This is a genomic window from Trichocoleus sp. FACHB-6 (assembly GCF_014695815.1).
In the GTDB taxonomy this organism is placed as follows: domain Bacteria; phylum Cyanobacteriota; class Cyanobacteriia; order Cyanobacteriales; family FACHB-T130; genus Funiculus; species Funiculus sociatus.
Window position 1 is genome coordinate 82,879 of the sequence record NZ_JACJOY010000102.1, and the last position, 25,167, is coordinate 108,045.

25 protein-coding genes and 1 pseudogene are annotated in these 25,167 nt (G+C 44.1%); 13 read left to right on the forward strand and 13 right to left on the reverse strand.

Going from position 1 to position 25,167, the window contains the following annotated elements; translation table 11 throughout:
- Window positions 1-124: 124 nt before the first annotated feature.
- Entirely contained in the window at window positions 125-1,636 is a 1,512-nt protein-coding gene (locus tag H6F66_RS20815; RefSeq protein ID WP_190424841.1) for an ATP-binding protein, read from the forward strand.
- Window positions 1,637-1,638: 2 nt separating this feature from the next.
- Here H6F66_RS20815 and H6F66_RS20820 read toward each other — a convergent pair whose 3' ends face one another.
- From H6F66_RS20820 to H6F66_RS20840, 5 genes are all read right to left on the reverse strand, one after another.
- Window positions 1,639-2,055 (reverse strand): pentapeptide repeat-containing protein, encoded by a 417-nt coding sequence (locus H6F66_RS20820; protein ID WP_190424908.1) that lies wholly within the window; start codon window positions 2,053-2,055, stop codon window positions 1,639-1,641.
- Between the two features lie 172 nt (window positions 2,056-2,227).
- Complete coding sequence (locus H6F66_RS20825) at window positions 2,228-3,118, reverse strand: glycine betaine ABC transporter substrate-binding protein (RefSeq protein ID WP_190424844.1); 891 nt, start codon at window positions 3,116-3,118, stop codon at window positions 2,228-2,230.
- Between the two features lie 102 nt (window positions 3,119-3,220).
- Window positions 3,221-3,853: an ABC transporter permease gene (locus H6F66_RS20830; protein WP_190424846.1), complete on the reverse strand. Its 633-nt coding sequence runs from the start codon at window positions 3,851-3,853 to the stop codon at window positions 3,221-3,223.
- Between the two features lie 41 nt (window positions 3,854-3,894).
- Window positions 3,895-4,662: an ATP-binding cassette domain-containing protein gene (locus H6F66_RS20835; protein ID WP_190424848.1), complete on the reverse strand. Its 768-nt coding sequence runs from the start codon at window positions 4,660-4,662 to the stop codon at window positions 3,895-3,897.
- 375 nt (window positions 4,663-5,037) lie between these two features.
- A complete protein-coding gene (locus H6F66_RS20840; RefSeq protein ID WP_190424850.1) occupies window positions 5,038-6,483 on the reverse strand; it encodes an MFS transporter in 1,446 nt (481 codons plus the stop codon).
- 66 nt (window positions 6,484-6,549) lie between these two features.
- Here H6F66_RS20840 and H6F66_RS20845 point away from each other — a divergent pair, with 66 nt between their 5' ends.
- Together H6F66_RS20845 and H6F66_RS20850 are read left to right on the forward strand one after the other, a co-directional pair.
- Entirely contained in the window at window positions 6,550-7,077 is a 528-nt protein-coding gene (locus H6F66_RS20845; RefSeq protein ID WP_190424852.1) for a phosphoribosyltransferase, read from the forward strand.
- A gap of 457 nt (window positions 7,078-7,534) precedes the next feature.
- Window positions 7,535-8,164 carry a low molecular weight protein arginine phosphatase gene (locus tag H6F66_RS20850; protein WP_190424854.1) on the forward strand — a complete coding sequence of 210 codons (630 nt, stop codon included), beginning with the start codon at window positions 7,535-7,537 and terminating at the stop codon, window positions 8,162-8,164.
- On the opposite strand, the gene H6F66_RS20855 is transcribed toward H6F66_RS20850, so the two are convergent.
- Complete coding sequence (locus H6F66_RS20855) at window positions 8,065-9,096, reverse strand: AEC family transporter (protein WP_190424856.1); 1,032 nt, start codon at window positions 9,094-9,096, stop codon at window positions 8,065-8,067. The genes H6F66_RS20850 and H6F66_RS20855 overlap by 100 nt on opposite strands.
- 240 nt (window positions 9,097-9,336) lie before the next feature.
- Between H6F66_RS20855 and H6F66_RS20865 the strand changes: the two genes are divergently transcribed.
- Complete coding sequence (locus H6F66_RS20865) at window positions 9,337-10,203, forward strand: M15 family metallopeptidase (RefSeq protein ID WP_190424860.1); 867 nt, start codon at window positions 9,337-9,339, stop codon at window positions 10,201-10,203.
- 3 nt (window positions 10,204-10,206) lie between these two features.
- Complete coding sequence (locus H6F66_RS20870; RefSeq protein ID WP_190424862.1) at window positions 10,207-10,893, forward strand: ATP-dependent Zn protease; 687 nt, start codon at window positions 10,207-10,209, stop codon at window positions 10,891-10,893.
- 180 nt (window positions 10,894-11,073) lie between these two features.
- On the opposite strand, the gene H6F66_RS20875 is transcribed toward H6F66_RS20870, so the two are convergent.
- Window positions 11,074-12,063, reverse strand: coding sequence for a diguanylate cyclase (locus H6F66_RS20875; RefSeq protein ID WP_190424864.1), 990 nt, complete (start codon window positions 12,061-12,063; stop codon window positions 11,074-11,076).
- 677 nt (window positions 12,064-12,740) lie between these two features.
- Window positions 12,741-12,944 carry a heavy-metal-associated domain-containing protein gene (locus tag H6F66_RS20880; protein ID WP_190424866.1) on the reverse strand — a complete coding sequence of 68 codons (204 nt, stop codon included), beginning with the start codon at window positions 12,942-12,944 and terminating at the stop codon, window positions 12,741-12,743.
- A 600-nt stretch (window positions 12,945-13,544) separates the two neighbouring features.
- Here H6F66_RS20880 and alaS point away from each other — a divergent pair.
- The 7 genes from alaS to ftsE all read left to right on the forward strand — a co-directional run bounded on the left by alaS (window position 13,545) and on the right by ftsE (window position 21,675).
- On the forward strand, window positions 13,545-16,187 hold the full coding sequence (alaS, locus tag H6F66_RS20885) for an alanine--tRNA ligase (protein WP_190424868.1): 2,643 nt from the start codon (window positions 13,545-13,547) through the stop codon (window positions 16,185-16,187).
- Window positions 16,188-16,704: 517 nt separating this feature from the next.
- Entirely contained in the window at window positions 16,705-18,429 is a 1,725-nt protein-coding gene (locus tag H6F66_RS20890; RefSeq protein ID WP_190424870.1) for an adenylate/guanylate cyclase domain-containing protein, read from the forward strand.
- A 64-nt stretch (window positions 18,430-18,493) separates the two neighbouring features.
- Complete coding sequence (locus H6F66_RS20895; protein WP_190424873.1) at window positions 18,494-18,754, forward strand: hypothetical protein; 261 nt, start codon at window positions 18,494-18,496, stop codon at window positions 18,752-18,754.
- 64 nt (window positions 18,755-18,818) lie between these two features.
- Entirely contained in the window at window positions 18,819-19,295 is a 477-nt protein-coding gene (locus tag H6F66_RS20900; RefSeq protein ID WP_206755801.1) for a VanZ family protein, read from the forward strand.
- Window positions 19,296-19,616: 321 nt separating this feature from the next.
- Window positions 19,617-19,748 (forward strand): hypothetical protein, encoded by a 132-nt coding sequence (locus tag H6F66_RS29065; RefSeq protein ID WP_277873822.1) that lies wholly within the window; start codon window positions 19,617-19,619, stop codon window positions 19,746-19,748.
- Window positions 19,749-19,934: 186 nt separating this feature from the next.
- Entirely contained in the window at window positions 19,935-20,669 is a 735-nt protein-coding gene (locus tag H6F66_RS20905) for a WecB/TagA/CpsF family glycosyltransferase (protein ID WP_190424911.1), read from the forward strand.
- 349 nt (window positions 20,670-21,018) lie between these two features.
- On the forward strand, window positions 21,019-21,675 hold the full coding sequence (gene ftsE, locus H6F66_RS20910) for a cell division ATP-binding protein FtsE (protein WP_190424913.1): 657 nt from the start codon (window positions 21,019-21,021) through the stop codon (window positions 21,673-21,675).
- A gap of 122 nt (window positions 21,676-21,797) precedes the next feature.
- Here the strand turns inward: ftsE and H6F66_RS20915 are convergent, their stop codons facing one another.
- The 4 genes from H6F66_RS20915 to H6F66_RS20930 form a co-directional block, all read right to left on the reverse strand.
- Complete coding sequence (locus H6F66_RS20915) at window positions 21,798-22,043, reverse strand: hypothetical protein (protein ID WP_190424876.1); 246 nt, start codon at window positions 22,041-22,043, stop codon at window positions 21,798-21,800.
- Window positions 22,044-22,145: 102 nt separating this feature from the next.
- Window positions 22,146-22,769: a hypothetical protein gene (locus tag H6F66_RS20920; RefSeq protein WP_190424879.1), complete on the reverse strand. Its 624-nt coding sequence runs from the start codon at window positions 22,767-22,769 to the stop codon at window positions 22,146-22,148.
- Window positions 22,762-22,965: a hypothetical protein gene (locus H6F66_RS20925; RefSeq protein WP_190424883.1), complete on the reverse strand. Its 204-nt coding sequence runs from the start codon at window positions 22,963-22,965 to the stop codon at window positions 22,762-22,764. The genes H6F66_RS20920 and H6F66_RS20925 overlap by 8 nt, the downstream gene beginning before the upstream one ends.
- A gap of 103 nt (window positions 22,966-23,068) precedes the next feature.
- The gene (locus H6F66_RS20930; RefSeq protein WP_190424886.1) at window positions 23,069-23,374 is read right to left on the reverse strand and encodes a hypothetical protein; all 306 of its coding nucleotides are present in this window, start codon (window positions 23,372-23,374) and stop codon (window positions 23,069-23,071) included.
- A gap of 124 nt (window positions 23,375-23,498) precedes the next feature.
- Here H6F66_RS20930 and H6F66_RS20935 point away from each other — a divergent pair, with 124 nt between their 5' ends.
- Window positions 23,499-24,443 carry a hypothetical protein gene (locus H6F66_RS20935; RefSeq protein WP_190424889.1) on the forward strand — a complete coding sequence of 315 codons (945 nt, stop codon included), beginning with the start codon at window positions 23,499-23,501 and terminating at the stop codon, window positions 24,441-24,443.
- Window positions 24,444-25,075: 632 nt separating this feature from the next.
- Here H6F66_RS20935 and H6F66_RS20940 read toward each other — a convergent pair.
- Window positions 25,076-25,167 (reverse strand): annotated as a pseudogene (locus H6F66_RS20940) (IS5/IS1182 family transposase); the annotation flags it as partial.

Below are 25,167 nucleotides of genomic sequence, written 5' to 3' on the forward strand. Positions count from 1 at the left end.
AGCTGATGTATATCACAAAATGATGACATTAAAAATCACATGATTCAAGAGAGAAACATCACTCCGTATTTTCCCGTAGAGACAGATACTGGGGTGTGGGGCCACTCATCTCTAAAGACCTGCCATGTTCCTATGCCGTGACAATTCGTCAGCCGATGTTCCCACGTGGGTAGAGCGTTGGAAAAAAATCCAGAAAAGCCTCCTCAAGCGAACTATGCAGTTACAGCAGGCTAATCGAGAATTGGCAAATCAAATTGCTGAACGCCGTCTAGTAGAAGAGGCGCTGCGGCAAGCTGAGGAAAAGTATCGCAGCATTTTTGAGAACGCTATCGAGGGGATATTCCAGACAACACCAGACGGGCGTTACATCAGTGCTAACCCAGCGCTGGCTAAGATTTACGGTTACGCTTCACCAGAGGAACTGATAGAAAGTCTTACTGACATCAAGCACAAGCTGTATGTAGATCCAACTCGTCGTGACGAATTCCTGAGTTTACTGCAAGAACGCGAGTATGTGAGTGAGTTTGAATCTCAGATTTATCGCCAAGATGGCAGCATTATTTGGATTTCCGAAAACGCGAGGGCAGTAAGCGACAAGGATGGTAAATTACTTTTCTGTGAAGGCTTCGTCACCGATATCACAGGGCGAAAATTAGCCCAGGCGAACCTAAAGGCATCAGAAGCAAAATTCCGAGAACAAGCCACTCAACTTCAGCTTACCCTGTGCGAACTTCAGGAAACTCAGAGCCTTCTGATTCAGAACGAAAAACTTTCAAATTTAGGGCAGTTAGTTGCTGGTGTTGCCCATGAAATTAACAATCCAGTCAACTTCGTTTGCAACAATCTCAGCTATGCAAATCAATATGCCCAGGATCTGTTAAACCTGCTACAGCTCTACGGGAAACATTATCCTCAACCAGTGCCAGAAATTAAAGAAGAAGTCGAGGCTATCGATCTAAATTTCCTAATTTCAGATTTTCCCAAAACTCTGTCTTCGATGCAAATGGGTAGCGATCGCATCCAGCAAATTGTCCACTCGCTGCGAAACTTCTCCCGGATTGACGAACCGCAGATGCGGACAGTCGATATTCACGAAGGCATTGACAGTACGCTGCTGATTCTCCACAGTCGATTAAAAGCCAGAGGCGGATATTCAGGGATTAACGTTGTTAAAGAATACGGCGAGTTGCCAGTAGTAGAGTGTTACGCCGGACTCCTTAACCAAGTGTTTATGAATCTCATCTCGAATGCGATTGACGCTTTGGAAGCACTAACAGGGAATTGCGAGGATTCCCATTCCCATTCCCCCTGTTCAGCCCTTAATCCCCAATCCTCATCCCAGTCCCCAGTCCCCAGTCCCCAGTTCCCAGTCCCTACAATTCGGATTTCTACCGAAGTGCTAAACGACAATCAAGTGGCGATTCGGATTATCGACAATGGCCCTGGAATGACTGAAGAAGTACGCTGCCGGATTTTTGAAGCCTTTTATACCACGAAACCCACAGGCAAAGGCACAGGTTTGGGGTTGTCAATCAGTTATCAAATCATTGTTGAAAAACACAATGGCAAAATCGAGTGCATTTCTGCACCAGCACAGGGAACCGAGTTTATCATTAAAATTCCGATTCGTCAGTAAATTTACGGAGATACATTTTTGGGCAGATTGGCATCGTTTAATTTAGCGCCCGTTAAGAAAGCACCCCAAAGATTTGCCCCTTCCAGATTTGCCCCAGTTAAATCTGCCTCCGTCAAATCTGCCATTTTCAAGTTTGCCCCTGTCAAGTTTGCACCTCTGAGATTTGCCTGAAACAAATTTGCTCCGCTCAAATTTGCTCCGCCCAGATTCGCCCCACTCAAATTCGCCCCACTCAGGGATGCTTCCATGAAAGCAGTTTCGCTGAGATTCGCTCCACTGAGATCCACCTCACTCAGAGAACCTTCATGAAAGTTGGCTCCGCTTAAATTCGTGCCTTTTAGGGAAGTTCCAATTAAGTCTCCCCCTTTAAAATTGCGTTCCCCTGCGGCATATCGCTCCAGCAGTTCATCCTTCTCAATTATCATCAGCTTCTGTCTCTTAAACTCTTTTAAATAGTTTGACGCAACTGCTGAAATTTTTTGATGTAATTGGTGTTTTAGTAGTCAATACTGTTCTGTTCGTATCGTTACCCTTGCAAAAACCCTGTTTATAGTAACAAACGGATTTCTATATTTTCAGCTTTTGTCCCATCTATTTGTTACTGTTCTTTGACAAACCCTGCGATCGCAAAAATTCCCGTACAACTTGTTTCACATCCCGCCGTTCCCCATCTACCAGGTAATTCAGCCTTCGCATCTCTTTCTCAGAAATTAGTCCGCCCAGCTGTTGCAGAGCTTGACGTAACTCCGGGTGTTGTGCTAAAGCTTCCTGTCGTACCACTGGCGCAGCTTCGTAAGGGGGAAAATAGTTTTTGTCATCCTCCAGCACCACCAGATTCAAGCTGTCGATGAGTCCATCAGTGGAATTCCCAGCAACTAAATCCACCTGCTTTTGTTTTATTGACTGGTACATTAGCCCCAAATCCATCACCAGAGGCGGCTGTGCTAACTTTATCCCATAAGTTTTGGCTAAACCCGGAAACCCATCTGGGCGTTCGCTGAATTCAAAGCCAAAAGCAGCCCGCCACTTGGGTGTAAACTTAGCAGCTTGGGAGAGAGTTTGAATATTTAACGCCTTGGCATCTTCGCTGCGGACAATCATAGCGAAAGTGTTGTTAAAACCCAGAGGTGGAGTCCATTCCAGCTGGTACTGCTGGTTATATGCTTGTTGCACTCGATTGTAGACAGCCTTGGGATCGCTCTTTGGTTTTTCTTTCAGCACCGAAGTCAGGGCAGTGCCAGTATATTCGACATAAGCATCAATTTGTCCAGAAATTAGAGCTTGATGACAAACAAAGGTACCGCCCAAATAGAGACGGCGATCAACTTGCAAATCTGTCTTGGCTTCAATTGCTTGCGCCAAAAGTTCACCCAGGATAATTTGCTCAGTAAAATTCTTTGAGGCGACGACGATGCGCCGATTTGAGTTATGGCTGCAACCTGCGATCGCTAACAGACAAATTATAGACAAAAATCGCTTCATAATCCTTATTTCAACGCCAATGAACGTAAACTAATGCAGAAATAAGAATTAAAAATTCGCATCTAACAAGTACCTCTCTTTCGACCTTTGCGCCCTTAAAAATCATTTTTTTATAGTTAAAATATTCTCAACCAATCCTAATATAAAATCTGCCAGCAACGCCATTAAAGCCGCCGGAATCGCACCTGCTAAAATTAAATTGTTATCTAAGATTGCCACGCCTCGGAAAATAAATTGTCCTAATCCACCAGCACCAATTACGGCAGCAATTGTCGCCACACCAATACAAATTACTGTTGCCACCCGTACACCTGATAAAATAAAGCCTAAAGCCAGCGGCAACTCAACTTGAAATAATAGCTGCCAATCTGTCATTCCCATGCCTCTACCAGCTTCGCGGATGGCTGGATCTACTTTAATAATACCTGTGTAAGTGTTGCGAATAATCGGTAGTAGGGAATATAGTACAAGGGCAACAATCGCTGGACGCGCACCAATTCCTCCTAGCAATGGCAGCGGGATCAGAAAGCCAAACAGTGCCAGACTGGGAATTGTTTGCATGACGTTGGCAAAGCCTAAAATTAGTTGGTGGAATTTAGTGCGAGTACACAATATCCCCAGCGGAATTCCCAACAAAATAGCAATTCCAATAGAAACTCCTACCAAGAACAAATGTTCCCGCGTGTACTGAAAGAGTTCAGCGCCATACAAGTTGAAAAAATTATTCAAATTCATTATTTTAAGTGTGGTAATAGATAATGGGTATTATTCACCAATTAGCCATTAGCCAAAATTGGGTTTCCAGCTTGCAAACATTGAGTGTAGGCGCGAACTTCGTCTGCTTCTGATTGCAAAAATTCACTTGGGGTACCCAGCACTACTAAGCGTCCTTCGTGCATTAAACCAATTCTGGAAGCTAAAATAAATGCTTCTTGAATGTCATGGGTGACAAAGACAATTGTTTTACTCAGTTGCTGTTGCAATTGACGTACTTCGCGCTGAATTTCCAACCTGGTGACGGGATCTAGTGCGCCGAAGGGTTCGTCCATTAGCAAAATTGGCGGATCTGCTGCTAAGGCGCGTGCTACGCCTACGCGCTGTCTTTGTCCTCCTGAGAGTTCGTGGGGATATCTGGGTGCAAATTTCTGGGGATCTAAGCCAACTAGGTGCAATAGTTCCGAGGCTCTTTGGCGGATGCGATCGCTTTTCCATCCCTCCAGTGCAGGCACTAATCCTACATTCCGTTCTACGGTGAAATGGGGAAACAAGCCAGTTTCTTGAATTACGTAGCCAATTTGCCGCCGCAACTTAATCGGGTTCCATTCTCTGGTCGAAATCCCTTCAACCCTCACTTCCCCGCTTGTTGGCATCAGCAAGGCATTAATTAGCTTCATTGTCGTGGTCTTGCCACAGCCACTCCTTCCCAGTAACACCAGAGTCTCACCTTGCTGGATGCTGAAAGTGAGATTTGATATCAGGGGTCGTCCGTTTACCGAGTAGGTAACGTTGTCAAATTCAACTGCGTTGTGATTATTATGGGGCATTTTGTAGGGATTAGCTATCTTTCGATTAGTTTTTAGCTTAATCGATGATGCTGATACTCAGCGCAAGGATTAAAAAGTTTCAAAAAAGTTTTTAATTTGTATCGCAGCTAACTTTTTGAGATGTCTAGATTAAATAATAGAAATATTATTTAATAAAATATTCCGAGATACTTCTTCCTTATCGAAATTATTATATCAGAGAAAATAAAGTAAAGTCTAGTAGTTGAAATAAAAAATTTTCTCTTTCCTAGCCTCCGCCATTCCCAGCCGGAAACTAAGGCGACCGCCTTATATTCTCTGTAAGTTTTTTAGGTGTAAGGGGGCTGGAACGAGTTCCCAGCCGTCGGCTAGGAACGAGCTATTAGCAATTAGCTACTAACTTTTTTTGCGTTCTTTCAGCTTCAGCAAGATTTCCGCGTGAACTTCGCGGGTAATCGGATAAAAATACGCCAAAACTAAGCCACAAATCAAAAAAATCATGGGTAGAGGGCCAACAGCAAAGCGGATAGCTTGTAGCGCCGAATCTGGTTGTACTGGTAGCATACTTTGTCCCGGAACAGCTTCTTTAAAGCCAGATGTTTCTAAAGCCATTCCCACCAAAAACAAGCCGAAGGCTAAACCGAATTTTTGCAGCAAAACCATGAAACCATAAAAAATCCCTTCGCGGCGCTGTCCGGTTTGTAGTTCATCGAGTTCTATCACATCTGGCATCATCGACCAAGGGATGAGATAAGCTGTGGAAATACCGAAACCTGCCATTACCGCTAGAAGGTACATTAAACCTATTTGATTAGGCTGTAAGGAAAAAAGTCCGGCTTGTGCTATTATCCATACGCTCATTCCCATAAAATAAACAGCTTTTTTACCAAATCTCTTACTCAAAGCACTCCAGACAAATAGCATTAAAAGGGCGGTACCTTGAACCCCAATAAGCACAGTTGGGACATCTGATTCTTTGAGGCGCATCCAGTTAACGACAAAGTAGGGAATAACGCTGGCTGTCAACTGTACAGCTAACCAGGAACAAAGATAGATACCGATAACAAAGAGAAAAGCGCGGTTGCTGAAAACGATTTTTAGCTGTTCGCCAATTGGGAGAGATGCTGGTTGTTCAGTTTCAGTGCGTCTTCGTTCAAAAAACATAACGCGATCGCGTATTCCGAAAACGCACCAATATAATGATAAAACCGAAACCACTGTACAAACTGCCGCTAAAACGAGATACTGTTGCTGGCGGTCAGCAATGTTTTCAAAAATAACTTTCGCTAAAATCAACGATAAAATACTACCGCCAATGGAAAAAGTAAAGCGAAAGCTATTAAGACTGGTGCGTTCGTTGTAATCTTGAGTTAGTTCTGGAGTAAGTGCGGTATAAGGTAAATTCACAACGGTGTAAAACACCTGAGACAACACCCCAATCGCCACGTAATACCAAAACAACCCCCACATTTGAGCTGTTGGTTCGCCGCTAAATCGCGGTACAATCCACTGTAAAAAAAAGAATATTCCAAAAGGAATAGCTCCATAAAATATCCAGGGAAGACGACGACCCCAACGACGAGATTTCGTTTTGTCCGTCAATACCCCCACAAAAGGATCGTTAACCGCATCCCAGATTTTCCCAATCAGCAGAATGCTACCCGCCAACCCCGCCGGGATACCAGCGACATTAGTAAAGAAAATTAGCAGGAAAAATACTGCAATATTGGCAGTAATCGCTGGGCCTAAATCCCCTGCACCATAAGCCAGTTTTGTTTTGAAGTCCAGCTTGTCATTTTCAGGAGTTGGTTGGGGATAGTGTTCGGGGGAAGAATTGTTCATAATGGCTTGCGCTCATAATAAAATAAATGGCTCGCCACTTAGTATTAGATCGAAATCGCACACCTCATGGCAGACCTTTACGTTTCTTGGTCAGATTACCACCAAAAGATTGAACAGTTGGCGGTGAAGATTTATCAATCCCACTGGGAGTTTAACCAGATAGTCTGCCTTGCAAGGGGCGGTCTGCGGGTGGGTGATATTTTATCGCGGATTTACTCCAAACCGTTGGCGATTTTAGCTACCACTTCTTACGGTGGCCCAGGCGATCGCGTCCGGGGTTCTCTTACTTTCTCCCACACCGTGACGATGACAACCGCCAAGTTAGGCAACAAAGTCCTCTTAGTCGATGACTTAGTAGATTCTGGTGTCACCCTCCGGGAAACTATCCCCTGGCTGAAGCAGCACTTTGCCGCTGATGTTGAGGAAATTCGCACCGCCGTCATCTGGTGGAAAGCTTGCTCGGTCATCGAGCCTGACTACTACGCCGACTATCTCCCAGACGACCCCTGGATTCACCAGCCTTTTGAAAAATACGAGCAAATTAGTCCAGCTGAGTTGGCGGCGAATTATCAGCAATTAGCAGTTAGCGAGTAGCTATTAGCTTTTAAAAGACTACGTCACAACTAATTGTATTTGTCAACAGCCCTCTCTGAGAGGGTTCTAATTCGGCACGGAAAAATTTATTGGAAAATTTTCGGTTTGAGCAGGCAAGTTCTACGATATTTCAAGGGGTTTAGGTTACTATAGTTATAGTCCAACCTTTATGGGTAATACTCTTAAGTATAAACTTAAGATTATAAAATTATTTTATTACCTTAGCAAACTGAAATAAATTAAGCAAGCCCTGAAACATCGTGAATGCGTTAATTTATTAAAAATAATTCTCACTAGAGTTGTTGAGGTTTCCTGACAGATATAAAAATATCAAAACAGAGTCCAAGAAAAATATTTTTTATACTAATAATTTATAGTTGATTTATTTAACAAGTCAGCGGATGGGAGCATCAGTCGTAGCATAGTGGCATAAACCATTGTTCCACTCACTTCTAAGATGCGAGTTCTATTTGTTTGTACTGGAAACACTTGTCGCAGCCCGATGGCAGAAGAGCTATTTCGGAAAAAGGTTGGGGAACTGAGGCAAAGGTGTGAAATTGAGGTGCGATCGGCGGGGCTTCATAAATTTAAGAGTTTTCCAGTGTCACCCCATGCTGTAACCGTGTTGTCATACGGTATTGAGTGCGATCGCGAACCAGTGGGGATAAATGCAGAACTAATCGAGTGGGCAGATTTGGTGCTGACAATGACCAGGTTTCATAAAAATGTAGCGATCGCTATATTTCCCGAAATTATCGACAAAACTTTCACCCTCAAAGAATTTGTGCGATGGCAAAATTCCTTAGATATTAGCGATCCCGTTGGCAAATCCTTATCCACCTATCGGCAATGCGCTGCTGAAATCGACTTTGCACTCAATCTTTTATTGGAGTTACTCCAAGTTGAGTCTTTTTCCCTCCCTACCCCTAACCCCTTACCCCGCACACTACCCCTGTTAAGGTGGCTGATTAAACTAATGACAACTAACTACCGACCAAACAACAACAACCAAACTGGCAGAGTAAAAAGCAAACCTGTAGATCCCACAGCCAAAGCTGTCACCGTCAAATTGCGGTCAAGATCGTAAGCTTCCGCCAGAATCAGAGTAGCAAACGCTGGAGGCATAGCCATTTGTAAAACAATGACCAACAGAGGCGAACCACTTACACCCAACAGCAATAATCCAATACCCAGCAGCATTGGCACCAGCAGCATTTTAATCCCCAAACTGACACCCGCCTGCGCTAGACTATCCCAGTCAGAAAGCTGACTCAGGCGCATTCCAATTAATACCAGAGACAAAGCCACTGCACCCCAACCGCACAACCGCAAACTCTCCTCGATAGGGTTAGATAACGGCAAGTTGCGGAAAATCAACCCCAAGGCAAAACTCCACAACGCCGGGTTAATCACCACAGCCTGAAGGATTTTCCAGTGACTTTGCGCCCCCATCCCAAAACGTGCAGCCAAGACAACACCCAAACCGTAAGCCCCTAACGTAGTGCCAAGCAAATCGTAGAATAATGCCCAGCCAAAGTATTGCGAACCTACCAAAGCCAGTGTCACCGGATAACCCAGATACCCAGTGTTACCGACCATTGAGGCTAACAGGAAACTTCCCTGAGTTGGTTTACTCCAAAGAAGGGATTGGGTATTAGGGATTGGGGATTGGGGATTAGGTGAACCGGAAGAAACATCTGCATTATTCTGTCCCCCAGTCAACCTTCCCCAGTCCCCAATCCCTTCTTTCCCCCCTTGCAAGGCAATCCAGATCCAAGCTAAGCCAGCCCCGAAGAAAATAGCCACCCAAGCGGCGACCGATGCAATCCAAATTGGCCCGGATAAATCGGCGTGGCGCAGAAACGCAAAAATGCTGATCGGTACGCCAATCCAAAAGAGAAATTTGCCTAAATATGCCGGAACCACTTTGGGCAGTTGACGACCTAAAATCCATCCCAGCAGGACACTGCCACCCAGCCGAAGATAAAGTTCTAAAAGCTGAGTTACTAGAGGGGGCATGATTTCCTGAGTTGTAAACAATAGTAGTAGACTGGCACCTGTATGCTACTTTGCCAGTCTCTATTTATGTTAAGCATCACGCTTAAAGATGAAGAAGGGAATACACAACAGATGTTGATAGACCGACGTGCGTTTAAAATTCCTGTAGAGACGGGATTTTGGTTGATACAAGTAAAGTTCAGTCTCACTGCTGTTGTGATTCTAAAAATTAACCACTAAAAATTAATAGGAGTGGCTGTTTTGGATAACGCGGGTATACCTGGAAAACCCCCAGAAACCTCAGTACCGCCGATAGACGATATTCCAGAGGCGTTGCGGGATACACCTAAAATTAAACGTCGGCGACGATTTAAGCCGATACTATTACTTGGCGGTTTGCTAGGATTAGGAGCGATCGCTTTGCTTGTGGGTATTTTCTTACCTCGTCCCACACCCCAGTCGAGTGCGTCCACTTCCCAACCGAATCCCACTCAAACCAGTCCAACGCCCACAGCAACACCCCAAGCCACCATCTTCGGACATTTTGCCTACCCGGAAGCACCCGCCTCAGAACTGCAACCAATTTCATTTAATGGTCGCCTGAAAATGCGTAAAGCTGCTGCTAAACAATTTCAAGCAATGGTAGCAGCAGCACGAGCGTCGGGTGTTAATATAGTTCCAATTTCCGGTTTCCGCTCTATTGATGAGCAGAAGCACTTATTTTTTGATACCAAAGCGCAACGGGGACAGTCAGCTAGCGAACGAGCTAAAGTCAGTGCGCCTCCAGGCTACAGCGAACATCATACTGGCTACGCGGTAGACATTGGCGATGGAAACGTCCCGGCAACAAATCTCAGCCCCAGATTTGAAAATACAGCTGCCTTCAAGTGGCTTGTGAAAAATGCCCCTTACTATAGCTTTGAAATATCGTTTCCCAAAAATAATCCCCAAGGTGTTAGTTATGAGCCTTGGCACTGGCGCTTTGTTGGTGATAGCCACAGCTTAGAAACATTCTACAAAGCCAAAAATTCCGAAAACACTCAGCAATCAGAATTAACTAATCCTTCGCCAGTCCCCACTCTCCAGTTTTCAGTTCCCAGTCCCTCCTACCCAGTCCCCAGCCCCTAAAAAATGCAGCAAACCGCCCTAAATTTAATTGCCATTGGTGTCTTTGCAATTACGCTTTCTAGTCTGCTGGGGCCAATGTTTAACATATCACCAGCAATCCCCGCGATCGCTACTTTTGGCATCATGGGGCTTTTCACCCTCGACACCCTCACCTTTCAAGGTAAAGCTGGTACAATCTTTTTGGATTTGTTAGCCGGGAAAAATCCCCAACATCGCGATCGCATCCTGCGCCACGAAGCCGGACACTTCCTCGTCGCTTACTTACTCGAAATTCCGATCACAGGTTACACCCTCAGCGCTTGGGAAACCTTCCGACAAGGAATTTCCGGACTTGGAGGAGTGACATTTGATACCCAGAAATTGCAGCAAGACTTCCCCTCACCTTGGGAAATGCAAGTTATCCTAGATCGCTTCTGCACCGTCTGGATGGCTGGTATCGCCGCCGAAACTATAGTTTATGGCAGTGCAGAGGGAGGCGCGGAAGATCGCCAGAAAATCAGATATACTTTGACACAGTTGGGAATTCCCGTCAGCAACCAAGAGCAAAAAGAGCGTGCCAGTGCTTTACAAGCACGTACCTTGCTTGAGGAAAACTCTCACGCTTATCAAGCGTTGGTAACTGCAATGGAACAACGCGCCTCCGTGGAAGATTGCTATCAGGTGATTGGGCAACATCTTGTTAGTAGTTAGTTGTCTGTTGTTAATAATTAATCACTAAGATTTTTTTTCTAACTTGCTAGACTTTACTATATTTTTCTGGTATTATGAAGTCGATAAGGAAGAAATATTTACTAATATTTTCTACTTAACAAATTTTCAAAATTAAATAATACCCGGCTCAGCACCAGCTAGTAGTGAGTAAAATTTATTTTACTCACTCACAACTCGGTTGCGACCATCAGATTTAGCTTGCAACAGATTTTCGTCGGCGCGTTGCAGCAAACTCACACCTTTAGGATCGTCCGCATCATTGAGAGTGCTTGATCCCAAGCTGATAGTAATATTCAGCGCCGTTGTGGGATTAATACTGAAAGGTTGGTCGCCGATCAGACGACGCAGGCGGTGAGCTACCATAGGAGCTTCTTGGACATCTGTGTTGCTGAGAATAACGACAAATTCCTCACCCCCGTAGCGAAAGAGAGTGTCTTGAAAGCGCAAATTGTACCGCAGACGGGCGGAGAGAAGTTGGAGAACGCGATCGCCCACCAAATGTCCGTAGTTATCATTAATAGACTTAAAAAAGTCCACATCTAAAATAACTAAGCTTAGCGGACGTAAGCGAGTACGAGCATTTTGAACTTGTCGGGGCAACTCCCATTCTAAGGCCCGACGATTATTTAATTCCGTCAAAGGGTCAGCCAGCGCCATTGTTGACAATAAATCGTTAGTTCGCATCAGCTGGCGATAGTTTTGCACCTTCCGTAATCCCGCCTGAATTTGCGCCACCAGCAAGCGATTTTGCAACTGCATCTCTTTTAGTGCAAGGGCTGCACTTTTTCTTCTGACAGGAGCAATTTGCAAATAAGCATCTGCCCCCTTTTCCAAAGCTTCGCAAGAAAGCGCCATTTCCCCTTGTCGATCCCAGAGCGTCCGTTCGCGGGTAATCTGGGGACGATCTTCTACAAGGATGCAGTAAATTCCAGAAACCTGAGTTTGTTGTTTGATCTGACAACATAATTCCAGACTGCCTTCAAAGCGTGCCTGCACAATTACAACATGAGGCAGCCGGTTCTCAAGCATCGGCATCACCTCATCCATCTGAGAGAGTGCCTCCACCTGGAGAGCGGTTAAATCGCTAATCCGCTTGAGAAACGTGGCAATAAAGGCATCGCCTCCAACGACCAGAACAAAAGCATCCATTAGCGTAGGTATACTTGGAGAATCAGGGCGCTGTTCCTGCTGACAAATTGTGGGAACTTTAACCACTAGAGATAATTAGAGCAACGACAGAAACGAACAGGCAAAAGACCCTGATACTAAATAAGCGTGCATATTGTGGGACAAGTGCAGCCAATTATTTTTGAGGTTATACACTTTAACCGGGTAGCACGACCAGACTGTAACCTTATCCTTAGCACTTCTTTTACATTTTGTTACATTTGGATACTACAAGTCTTCAAGATGACGATTCCACTGCTGACGGGTAAGTTTCTGAAATCTTCACAAAAAACCGCCACAGCCCCAGGTTCTTGAAGCGCTTGTAAGCAGAGCCTTTATATTTATGCTGGCAGATGATAGCTGTTTATTGCCAGTGTTCAGGTGAATGCTGGTAAGGGAAACGCGATCGCGCCTCTATATCTGCACTTCACCCCCCCTCTGCCATCCGCTAGGGATAAAATTTTTCCTGCTATGAGGCAAACAGCTAGATCCACCACCAGAAGAAATCATTCGGCAAATTCCAGAGGAACTTAGGCGTAATTGCTTACTCCAGTTCTACCCAGATGAGGTGTAGTTTGTATTAATTTTTAATAAACATAAAAGCCAGTTAGGGCATCGCCCAACTGGCTGATAATTAATGCAAGCGTTGCTTCGTAAGGTTATTGATAACCTTCAACAGTGTGACCTGTCGCCACGATCGCTTGTTTAATTGTCTCTTCAGAAGCTTGAGCTTCCACTGTCACCGTCTTGGCTTGTACATCCACTTCCACCTTGGCATCAGGTTCCATAGTCTGGATAGTTTCGGTAATCGTTTCTGCACAGCCATTACAGACGATAGTGGGAACTTTTACTTTAAGTGCCATCGATTAATCCCAAATAATTGCGGTTAATTTCAAAGCTTTATCTTACCGCCGGATGAATAGGAAGAAATCTATCTTAAGCGATGAGCCTATTAAAAACCCCTATAAAAAATTTTTGGGCTTAGTCAAGTGCGACTAAGCCCGTTAAAACGAAAGAATTAGTTTTTTCAACAATTAAACATCAACTACTAGGGTGGACAATTAAGCAGCTTCACCTCTCACTTTTCCCGCATGGTCGTCTCTTCTTAGACCCTGGTTTGGCGTTGCCCTCTAAAGGCGTTTGCCACTGCCATCTATGCTTGGTGGGCTACTGCTGCACTTGGGTCACAGACCGGGGACACCGCGCCTATGTCGCCCATTCGTTTCATCTTCCTCCTCTTTATCTCTCACTTCTTGGTGTCCACTATTAAATTAACATCCTCTTCACTGGAGGATCTGCTGAATTTACCAAACTTGACGTATTTTTACGAATTGCAGTTAACCATTAAACAATTGCAACTTTTAGTAGGATTGCCACTCTAAGGCTGGAGGTGATGCAACAAGGCATAAACAAATGTAAAAATAGATAACACGTTGACCGAAACCAATCCCTTGTAAACTCCCATGTCTTCTTTTCCCCAGTTCCTTAGCGGTAGTGAAATTCGGCAAAAATTCCTCGACTTCTACGCTTCTCGCGGACATCAAATTTTGCCGAGTGCTTCTCTGGTGCCAGAAGATCCCACCGTACTGCTGACAATCGCTGGGATGCTGCCATTTAAGCCAATATTTTTGGGACAGCGATCGCCCGAATTTCCCCGCGCCACCACCTCGCAAAAGTGCATCCGCACCAACGATATCGAAAACGTAGGACGCACCGCCCGACATCACACATTTTTTGAGATGCTGGGAAATTTCAGCTTTGGGGATTATTTCAAAGAACAAGCGATCGCCTGGGGTTGGGAACTGTCAACACAAGTCTTTGGCTTACCCCCAGAACGCCTTGTAGTGAGTGTCTTCCGGGAAGATGACGAAGCATTTGCCATCTGGAGGGATAAAATTGGCGTTTCGCCACAGCGCATCCAGCGTCTGGGAGAAGATGATAACTTCTGGGTATCTGGCCCCACTGGCCCTTGCGGCCCCTGTTCAGAAATATACTATGACTTCCACCCGGAACGCGGCGACGAACACATCAATCTAGAGGATGATACTCGGTTCATCGAGTTTTATAACTTGGTGTTCATGCAGTACAACCGGGATGCAGAAGGTAATTTAACACCACTTGCTAATAAGAATATCGACACCGGGATGGGACTGGAACGGATGGCGCAAATCCTCCAGAAAGTTCCGAATAACTACGAAACCGACCTGATTTTCCCGATTATCAAAACAGCGGCCCAAATTGCCGGAATTGATTACGCCAGCAGCGACGAGAAAACCAAAGTTTCTCTGAAAGTAATTGGCGATCACGTCCGGGCAGTTGTCCACATGATAGCTGATGAAATCCGCGCCTCGAATATTGGACGGGGTTATATTTTACGGCGATTAATTCGGCGCGTAGTACGTCACGGGCGGCTGATTGGCATTGAAGGTGAGTTTACAACGAAAGTGGCAGAGACTGCGATCGCGCTTTCCGAATCTGCCTACCCCAACGTCCGTATCCGAGAAGCACAAATTCAAGCTGAATTGCAACGAGAAGAAACCCGCTTTCTCAAAACTCTGGAAAGAGGCGAAAAACTGCTGGAGGAAATTATCCAGCAAGTTAAGAAAGAAGGAAAAACCGAAATTAGCGGTGAAAGTGCTTTTACCCTCTACGACACCTACGGCTTCCCCTTAGAACTAACTCAAGAAGTTGCTGAGGAAGAAGGACTTACCGTAGACGTGGAAGGTTTCAATGTAGCGATGGAACAACAGCAAACGCGATCGCAATCAGCCCACGAAACCATTGATTTAACCGTACAAGGTTCTCTCGATAAATTAGCTGAGGATATCCACTCTACTGAATTTCTCGGTTATACCCAACCCGTCAGCCAATCCCAGGTAGAAGCAATACTTGTAGATGGCTTCTCTGTGGAAGCGGCGGAAGCGGGAACAAGCGTACAAATAATCCTCGATCAAACCCCATTCTATGCAGAATCAGGGGGACAAATAGGCGATCGCGGCTACATTTCCGGCGATTCCGTTTTGGTACGAGTTGAAGATGTCAAAAAAGAATCAGATTTCTTTGTCCACTTCGGTCGCATCGAACGCGGTACGCTGCGGTTAGAAGATACCGTTACCGCCCAAATTGACTTAGCTTGTCGTCGTCGCGTTCAAGCACACCACACAGCAACTCACCTATTACAATCAGCTTTGAAAAAGTTTGTCGATGACGAAATTTCCCAGGCTGGTTCTTTGGTGGCTTTCGACAGGCTGCGCTTTGACTTTAACTGTCCTCGTCCCGTGACACCAGAAGAGTTGCAACAAATTGAGGAACAGATTAATACTTGGATTGCAGAAGCACACCACGCCCATACTGAAGTATTGCCCATAGCTGAGGCAAAAGCAAAAGGCGCGATCGCGATGTTTGGGGAAAAATATGGCGATGAAGTGCGGGTACTAGATATTTCCGGCGTTTCTATGGAATTGTGTGGCGGTACTCATGTGAGTAATACCGCTGAAATTGGGCTATTTAAAATAGTCTCCGAGGCGGGAGTAGCATCAGGTATCCGACGCATTGAAGCTGTCGCCGGGCCAGCAGTTCTGGAATACTTGAATGTACGAGATAAAGTGGTGAAAGAGTTAAGCGATCGCTTTAAAGTCAAACCCGAAGAAATTCCCGACAGGATCGCCAATTTACAGAACGAACTTAAAGCCTCCCAAAAGCAATTAGAAGCATTAAAAGCAGAACTCGCCTTTGCTAAATCTGACCAATTACTTAGCACAGCACAAACAGCCGGCGATTTCAAAATTCTAGTTGCCGAATTGGGAGAAGTTGACGCAGAATCCCTGAAAACTGCGGCTGAAAGATTGCTGCAAAAATTGGGTAATGGTGCCGTATTCTTAGCATCAATTCCCGAACCAGACAAAGTAAGTTTGGTCGCACATTTTAGCCCAGATGTCAATAAAAAAGGATTGCAAGCTGGGAAGTTTATCGGCGCGATCGCCAAAATTTGTGGCGGCGGTGGCGGCGGACGACCCAACTTAGCGCAAGCTGGCGGACGCGATCCAAGTAAGCTGAAAGAAGCCTTAGAAACAGCACGCGCCCAGCTTCTTGAAGGTTTGCAATAAGTCTCGTAAGGTGGGCAAAAGCCCACCTTACAAAATCTTCTCTTCTAGTCTTTAGCTTAGTGTTATGCAGCTTCTAAGCAATTTATTTTATTATCTAAAAGCTATGACTAAAGCAACACAAACATTCGCATTTTAACAAGCAATGGAAGCAGTATAGCAATCCTATTTGAGTTGTGAGGTGCTAGCGCTTTAGATACCCGACTTCTTAGAGAAGTCGGGTATCTCGGCTTATAGTAGGTTGCATTGAGGGTAAGCGAAATTCAACCCATGTAAAAGAATAGTTGGGTTTCCTGGCTCAACTCAACCTATATATTTTCATTATTTAGCTACCAGAAGGTCAAAAGGGTATCAGGGGAAATTATATTTGGAAATTACAGGATCGTATATTTTTAAAAACGCTCAGACACAGTTCCACTCAGCCTTAAGCAAGTCTTAGATTATAGAATGTTCTCCGGTTTAAGTTATGTTGTGGATGTAGCGCGTCAGTACCCGCATAGCTGACCGCTCATTTAGGTGCATGAAACTGCGCGAGAAAACACTGCTGGCGATTGGCGTGACCGTTGTAAGTTTGATTGGGGTGTTGTATCTCACCTCATCAACCATCTTGGTGAACGGCTTCGCCAAATTGCAAGAACGGGAGGCTTACCGGAACGCTCAACGAGTTCAAGATGCTCTCTCTAACTACCTTAGCGATTTCAGCGCCTTGAACGATCAATGGGCGGTGTGGGATGACACCTATAAGTTTATTAAGGATGGCAACAGCCTCTATATCGAGCAAAATCTGAACGATTTTTCCTTACGACCACTCAAATCCAACTTGATACTGTTTATCAACTCTAAAGGTGAATTGGTTATCGGCCGCAGCTTCGACTTAAAGCAGCACCAGGTAGTACCTATTCCCAAAAACGTCCAAACATACCTGGCGGCTAATCGTTACCTGCTACAAGATCCCCAGCAACAGCAGCGCTTCACCGGGATAGTTCTCCTCCCAGATGGCCCAATGGCGATCGCAGCCGGGCCGATTCTAAATAGCCAAGGTCAAGGGTCTAGTCGGGGGACGCTGATCTTAGGGCGATACTTGGATGCTGAAAAAATTCAGTATTTAAGTAAATTGACCCATTTGCCCATCACTGCGTACCAGGTAAACGACCCGCAATTGCCCTCTGATTTCCAATCGGTGCGTTCTACTTTGTCCAAAATGTCCGATTCTTCCATTCTCGTCAAACCTCTCAGGGATGGTTTGGTGGTGGGGTATGTTTTGCTGCGGGATATCTACGGAAAGCCTGCGCTACTGCTACGAGTGGATCTGCCGAAAGAATTTTATCAACAAAGCCAATTCCTGCTAACTTATCTAGTGGTTAGCTTAGGCATATCAACCTTGGTGGTGGGTATCTTGTTTACTGGTGCAACTCTATTACTGTTAGAAAAATTGGTGTTGTCGCGCCTCGCTTATCTCAGCACTGAAGTTAAAAGTATTGGCAGCAGTGGCGATCTTTCCATGCGCGTGTTAAGCGCTGGCAAAGATGAGTTATCAATCCTGGCGCGGACAATTAACTGGATGCTAGAAGCTTTAGAGTCGTCTTTAAAAGATTTAACAGCGGAACAGGAAAAGGCTGAGCGACTGCTGCAAAATATCTTACCGCAAGCGATCGCAGAGCGCTTGAAAAAAGAACAGCGTACTATTGCGGACAACTTCGCTGAGGTAACGGTGTTATTTGCTGATATCGTTGGCTTTACCCAGCTAGCTGCTCAGACATCGCCTGTAGAACTGGTAAACTTGCTCAACCAAATTTTCTCAGCTTTTGACCAATTGGCTGAACAGCATGGGTTGGAGAAAATCAAGACAATTGGCGACGCTTATATGGTTGTTGGCGGTTTACCCACGCCGCGAGAGGATCATGCGGAAGCGATCGCGCAAATGGCTCTTGATATGCAAAATGAAATTACCCGATTCAATATCGCCAATGGTTTAAACTTCAGCATCCGCATTGGCATCAACACTGGGCCAGTTGTGGCGGGAGTAATCGGTCTGAAAAAATTTATCTACGATCTATGGGGAGACACTGTTAATATCGCTAGCCGCATGGAATCTCACGGTAAGCCTGGGTCTATTCAAATAACTGCCGCAACTAAAGAGTGCTTACACAATAAGTATCACTTACAGGAGCGAGGTTCTATCCAAATCAAAGGAAAAGGAGAAATGACCACTTATCTACTCATTGGCATCAAAACTGAATCCTGAGTTAAAAGATTGTTATACCTCTCCCCCTCTTACCACTTAACCCAATTTAGAAAAGCAGGAATCTATGGCACGAATTAATCCCTACACAATACAAATGCAAGTTAGCCGGATGTTTCAGGACGGGCAAGCTTTTTTTGCCACAATGAAAGTGCAGGATTGGTTGAAGGAACGGAATGAAGATCCCGCAGCCTACGATATCATTTTCCATCAGAAACCAGCACCGCCGGGAGCGATAGAAGCGATCGCTATTCATATTGAACTGCGCCGTCGAGATGGGCAACCTGTCGATTCCTGGCTGCAAGAAGAAGCCAATCGTCACGCCTAACAAATACACGATAGTTCATGGCTTATTGCCATGAACTATGACCAAAAAGAGCGTTACTTCTGGAATGCTCTTTTTTTGTGATGTAGATATTTCTATAGAAATCCTAAATATTACCTGTCGCTCTCGTGATGCCCGCGCTACTCACTTAGCTATATTACCTTCTCAAGGAATGGGAATGAAATCAACTCAGCGCTGGATTTTGGCTTTTTGCCTTTACTTTCTTATTCTGCTAACAATTATTGTCTTAGCTTATCGGGGCATTCTCCCTGTCAAAATCTCAGCAATTCCCTTTTATGACACAATTGGACACTTTATATTATTAGGAATTGCCTCTTATTTAGCTCATAAATCTCTTGGTAAGCGAATGATTAAAACTTGGCCTTTGGCAATTACCCTGCCACTTGGCCCAATTCTCGTTAGCATCTTTGCCATTGTGGATGAGAGTTTGCAGATGCTTTCACCCCTCCGCACCTCCACTTTGTCTGATCTTGTTGCTAACCTGGTGGGAATCTGGTTCTTTTACTGGTTAGCATCGCGTTAATGCAAGTTTTTTGATAATCAGTTCAGCCGCTTACCTTTTTGCAGATATCTAGCACAGGTGTAAGCCTTTCCCTGTATCTGCGGACTTAAGCCAGAGGGTTAATGACAGGATAGACTGGCGGATTTATTTTAGATTTATAAGGATTTAGATTGTTCGACTCTACTTCCACCACTTTAAAGATTTTACAGAATCTTAATCAAAAAGTCTGCCATTTTTTGAAATCTTTAAAAGACTTTTTGTATAAAGGAAGTAGGTCTAAAAGTAAAGGCTAATCAGTTGAATTAAAAAAATCCAAGAATCAATTTTTGCGAGGAGGTTTATATGTCATTTCGCTACAACCACAACCAAGCTCCCTTTGTGAGAATTGTCTACTCTAAAGTCAAAGTAAACGGAAAAGTCGAATTGGTGCCGTTGGAACTGTACGCCGATGGCTCGGTTAAAAGAGCAAGTTAAAAATAGGTAATTGAGAAAAGTGAGGAGTTAAGAATTTTTAACTCCTCACTTTCCCTTTTAAAAAATATTTTGTCCGGTTCTGTACCCCAGCGGAGGAATACTCTACAATACAGCGAATAAGCTAGCGTTCATGGTTTAAAGACGACAAACCCTATGGGTGGTGTGAGACAGTACGAGAATTCGATGATGTCTGAGAAACCCGAACATTTTCCTGTGTTGGGAGTTCCCGTTCACCTGTTGGATGACTATTCCAGCTGGTTAATCTCGCGCCTAGAGCGGAGGATGGGCAGTCATGTGGTGACGCTAAATGCAGAAATGGCAATGCAGGCAGAAGGCAACCCCACTCTGAGCGAAATTATTCGCTCCGCAGAGCTGGTGATTCCGGATGGATCTGGTGTCGTACTATACTTGCGGCTAAAGGGTAGACGCTTAAGCCGCTGTCCGGGAATTGAATTGGCAGAGACACTATTGAGGCAAGCTGGACAATTGGAACAGTGTCCGGTTTTTTTCTTTGGAGGCGCACCGGGAGTTGCTCAGACGGCGGCGGAGGTTTGGAGAGGTAAAATACCAGGGGTAGCGATCGCAGGTACTCAACACGGCTACTTATCGCCCGAAGCTGAACTAGAATTTATCCAAACCCTCAAAGACTTACAGCCCCGCCTAATTTTCGTAGGTTTAGGCGTTCCTCGTCAGGAATTATGGATAGCCCAACATCGCCATCTATGTCCGCAAGCAATTTGGATCGGTGTTGGCGGTAGTCTGGACATCTGGGCGGGGATAAAATCGAGAGCGCCCGCCTGGTTTCGAGATAATCACCTGGAATGGCTTTATCGACTGTATCAAGAACCCTGGCGCTGGCGGCGAATGATGGCTTTACCGCAATTTGCCTTAAAAGCTGTGGTAAAAAATTATCAGTTTTGATGGTCATTAGTCATTGGCACCAAGTAGGACTATAGCAATCCTTGGCAGAGTCGTGAAATGATTCTTCCTTTGTAGCGCCGGCGGGATGCCTGCGGTTTGCCCTGTCCTACGATTTACAACTGCTATAGCAGTCCTAAATGATTCGTGAAGGCAACATCCCCGACTTCTTAAAGTCGGGGATCTGAAGCGCTAACATTTCACAACTCAAATAGGATTGCTATATAACTAAAGACGAAAAAACTATACACTTCATAACTTTTTTATGACCACAACTTCTGGTCATCCCGGTATTGGCAAAAATCATCAACATCAGGCACTGGATGCTGATGCGGGAGATGAATTGCGGGGGATGGTAAAATTGCGCTCCGTGAAAAAAATCTATCCTAATGGCAGTTGTGGGCTATTAGATGTCAACCTGGAAGTCAAGCGGGGGGATTTCATATTCGTCACTGGGCCTTCTGGTTCTGGTAAGTCAACACTTTTGAAGTTGCTGTACGGGGAAGAACGTCCCACTGACGGCGAAGTAATTGTCGATAACTGCAACGTCGGACAACTGCGCGGACACAAGTTGTCTTTGCTGCGGCGGCGGATTGGCGTTGTCTTTCAAGACTATAAACTCATCCCCCGGCGGACGGTGACGGAAAATATTTCCTTTGTCCTGTGGGCGCAAGGCTTCACTCACAAGGAAATCGAGCGTCGTTTAGTTCCCACCCTGAAGCTGGTAGGTTTGCAGCATAAAGCCAGCTGTTTTCCAGAAGAACTGTCTGGGGGAGAGCAACAGCGAGTCAGTCTTGCGCGTGCGATTGTGGGAACGCCGCCGCTGTTATTGGCAGATGAACCAACTGGGAACTTAGATCCAGATAATTCGGCCTCGGTGCTGAAAATTCTTCAGAAACTCAATAATTTTGGGGCAACAGTAATTGTGACGACGCACGACGAACGCTTGCTACGGATGGCGAATAAAACTGTGGTGCAATTGCGAGATGGACAACTTTTTCAAGGATGAAGCAAGAAGAATGAAGAAAGTAACACTTCCGAAAGTAGGTAGCCCCCGGCGCTGAGAGCGAGGGCTATCGACTGTGGTCGCTACTTTGGGGCGCCCATAATTACAAGATTTGGCTGGGATTTCTATTTATCTGAATTAACTTCTATCTTGCTAGGTTCAAGTTCATAGGTGACTGAATTTTGTTGTTGAGAACCCGTTACAATACTAAGGACAATTGCTGCAACAACTAAGGTAGCTAAAATGCTGCCAGCTGAGGAATCAAAATCAATCTCTTCGAGGCGGAACTGACTGCCACACGTCAAGCAAATCGCTTTGTTTTCTGTGGCTATTTTCCGCAGTTTGCAGTTATTGCTGTGGGGGCAAGACATGGGTGTAATTCCTGATTGGCTTAATAAATATTGGCTAAGAAATTATTTTCTTTGTAAGGGTGAAGTTGCGAGCTGCTATTCACCCTTACGGGTGGCAAAGGATTAGTTGCGCTTGATTTTCAATCTTTGATTGGGATTGCTAGGAACAATAGAGCCTGTGTAATAATGCACTGTCCAGAGGGCTGAGCCTTTTTCAAGCGGCCCCATCGCATGGGCTTCTGTGCCGCCATAAACAATTGCAACATCGCCAGGAAGGAGCAGTTCATTTTCAGGCAAGCTAACAACAACTTCAAATTCAGAAAATTCTTTAACAAGATATCTATCGTGTGAGACTGTTCCTCTAACACATAGAACATAGGCATCGCAAAAGCCACCTCGTCGGTCTTGATGAATGTGCGGTGCAACGGGTTGCTGCCAATCTAATAGAACCAGCTTGCTGCTAGGCGTTTGAATCATCGACAGGCTTTTGAATTCTTTGTATGGCTTCCACTCAGAGGGAGAAGAGCTTGTGCCAAAGTATTCCCAATCAACGCCTTTTAGAACGGTTACAATTTCTTCAGACCTTTTCTGCTTGTCACGCAACTGTGAAGCTACATAGAGGTGCTTGTAAACTTCACAAACGATTGTCTCTTGCTGAGTGCGGGAATCTGTCGGAACAGTTGCATTCTCGTCCTGCAAAATTTTACGGTTGTCAACAGTTTGATTGAGAGTATTTGTTTCAAACATTTGTCTGTCTCTCTAGGAAATAGGCTTGTTCGACATCTTTTGTGACGTGATTATCACCGTGAAGCTCTTCTGGGCTGGTAAATACAAGGTAGTAGGGTAAGTTCTTAAGGGACTTGATGCCTTTACTCCGGTAGTCTTGAGCTTCCTGAATATTGTTAGTTCTGGGTAGTTCTGGTAAATCCCTGCTTCTTGACATGGGTGAATAAGCTCACAGGTAGTATTGCGGTTTTTGCTGAAGTAGAGTCAAAACTGATGTCATAGCCGGACTCGGCGTTTGGTCTTTTCATGCCAATAAATGGTCAAAATCTTGGTATCTGGTGGGCTTCTGTGCAGATAACCCTGATTCCTCTGAGCTTGTCGGAAAATTTGGCGTAAGGGGTATGCCGCAACGCCCGGTCTGTTAAGGTGAAGGTTAACCTTCCTCGAATAAATTCCTGGTGTCCATAGGTAATGGCTACCTCGATAGTTGGTTCGTTTATGCCTCGCTGCTGGCGGCGTGGCAGATGATTTCGATCCATGTTGAAGTTTGTAGATGCTAAGATGTCTAGAATCCTGGTGTTTTTGTCCTTCTGAACCAAGCGACTCAGATTATGTTTTTCACTCATAGCGAACTGGGATATAGGTTTTTGCTCGCGTTGGCTCTAAGTTTAAAGTAGAGAAATTTCTAAAATCTATATGACGGTTATCAGCCTGACAGGCATCAGGAAGTTTTTTCAGACTCTTAGTGATATGACTATAGAAGAACTAACCCTTAGTGATATGACTATAGACGAACTAATTAAACAAGCTGAAGACGAATGGTATACAGATAGACTGAAGGCAGATTTAGCTGAATATAAACGAGAATATAAAGCAAGTAATAGAAAGCTGGAGCTTTCACCCAAAGAATATAAATGTCTTTGCGGACTACTTTGCAATTATTCACCTGTTGAGATTGCAACAAAGCTTAATAACACAAAACAGTCGCTTAGAGAAGAACTATCTCAAGGATTGTATCGATATATTAAGATGCTTATTGAACACAAAAAAGGTTTATCAGTTGAAATACAATGGTTCTCTATAGCTAGACATTTTGATGATTTAGAGTATAAGAAAAAGCCGGTAGAGAAGTTTAAATGGACGCTTAAGATTAATCTTGAGGCTTTTAGCAAAGAGGAACAAGAAGATATTCTTGCAAAAATGAAAAATGTATTGGACGATTATTCAATAAAACTAGAAAACATTAACAAAGGCTGTATTCTCCTGACATTTAGTAGTTCTCAACAAGCTTTTGAACAGGCTAAGTCACTGTTTGAAGCAGGAGAATTGCCAGAGTTATTGGGTGTTCCTATTCTGGATGTACAGGCTGTAAATACCAAGAGAATCAGAACACAAGAAGAACAGGAGGAGTTTGCCAATTCTTTGCTGAGAACTTGTCGGCGGGAGGGATACGACTGGGTAGAGTTTTCTCAAATTTTAGATATTTTGGATGCTGTACAACAGGCTTATCTAACTAGAAAAGAAGCAATCGCAGCCGCCATTAAAGAGTTGCTATCCTCTAATACCTTATTGGCAGATGTATCCAAAAGTGGAGATCCTGAAGATTCTAGCAATGATGCTGAGGAAGAAGATTTATATACAGAGTTTATAAATGCGTTGAACGAAGAAATTATAGATTTTTACCGAAATACTTAAGGAACATTAAATAGGTAGAGAAATGGAAAGAAATTATTGGTTGCAACGTATTTTTGAGGCAAGCATATTAAGTATCCCTTGCTTCTTTTTAGCGAACTGGATTATTAAATTTAATTTGAATGACAACTTAGACTTTTTTGAGAAGTTCTTTAAGATATGTTCAGGGGTGTTGATTGGCTCTATTTTAGCTGGCTTTATTCTTAATATTGTCAAACTTATTTTATTTGAAAAAACTAACAACCAAGCTTTTGTAATCCTCAAGAAGCTTATTGAAAACGTGGTTGTAGATTTATATATACTATTAATAGTAAGTTTATGCTTAGTATTTTTAAGTATTGTTTATCTTTTATTCAAGATAGGATTTTTAAATGTTGATTTTATAATAAAAAAACTAACAGAAATTTCAATATTTGCTCCTATTTACCTGATAATATTTGTTTTACCAATGATAGGAATAATTATTTTCCTATCAATAACAGCTTTAATATTTTTTGAGGGTTCATTCTTATTAAGATATAATGAAGACATATTTATAATTACTAACCAAGCATTAAAATTAAAAGTGGCTGATTTGTGTTTGCAAGCAGCCAATGTATCTTTTAATTTAGCTAAGAGGATGTCTGAGAAGTGTACTAAGCTAAGCGTCGTAACATCAAACGAATGTTTGCGATATAGATAAAAGCTTCCGACGTCTGCGGCAAAATTTCATAATCCTTAGAGAGTC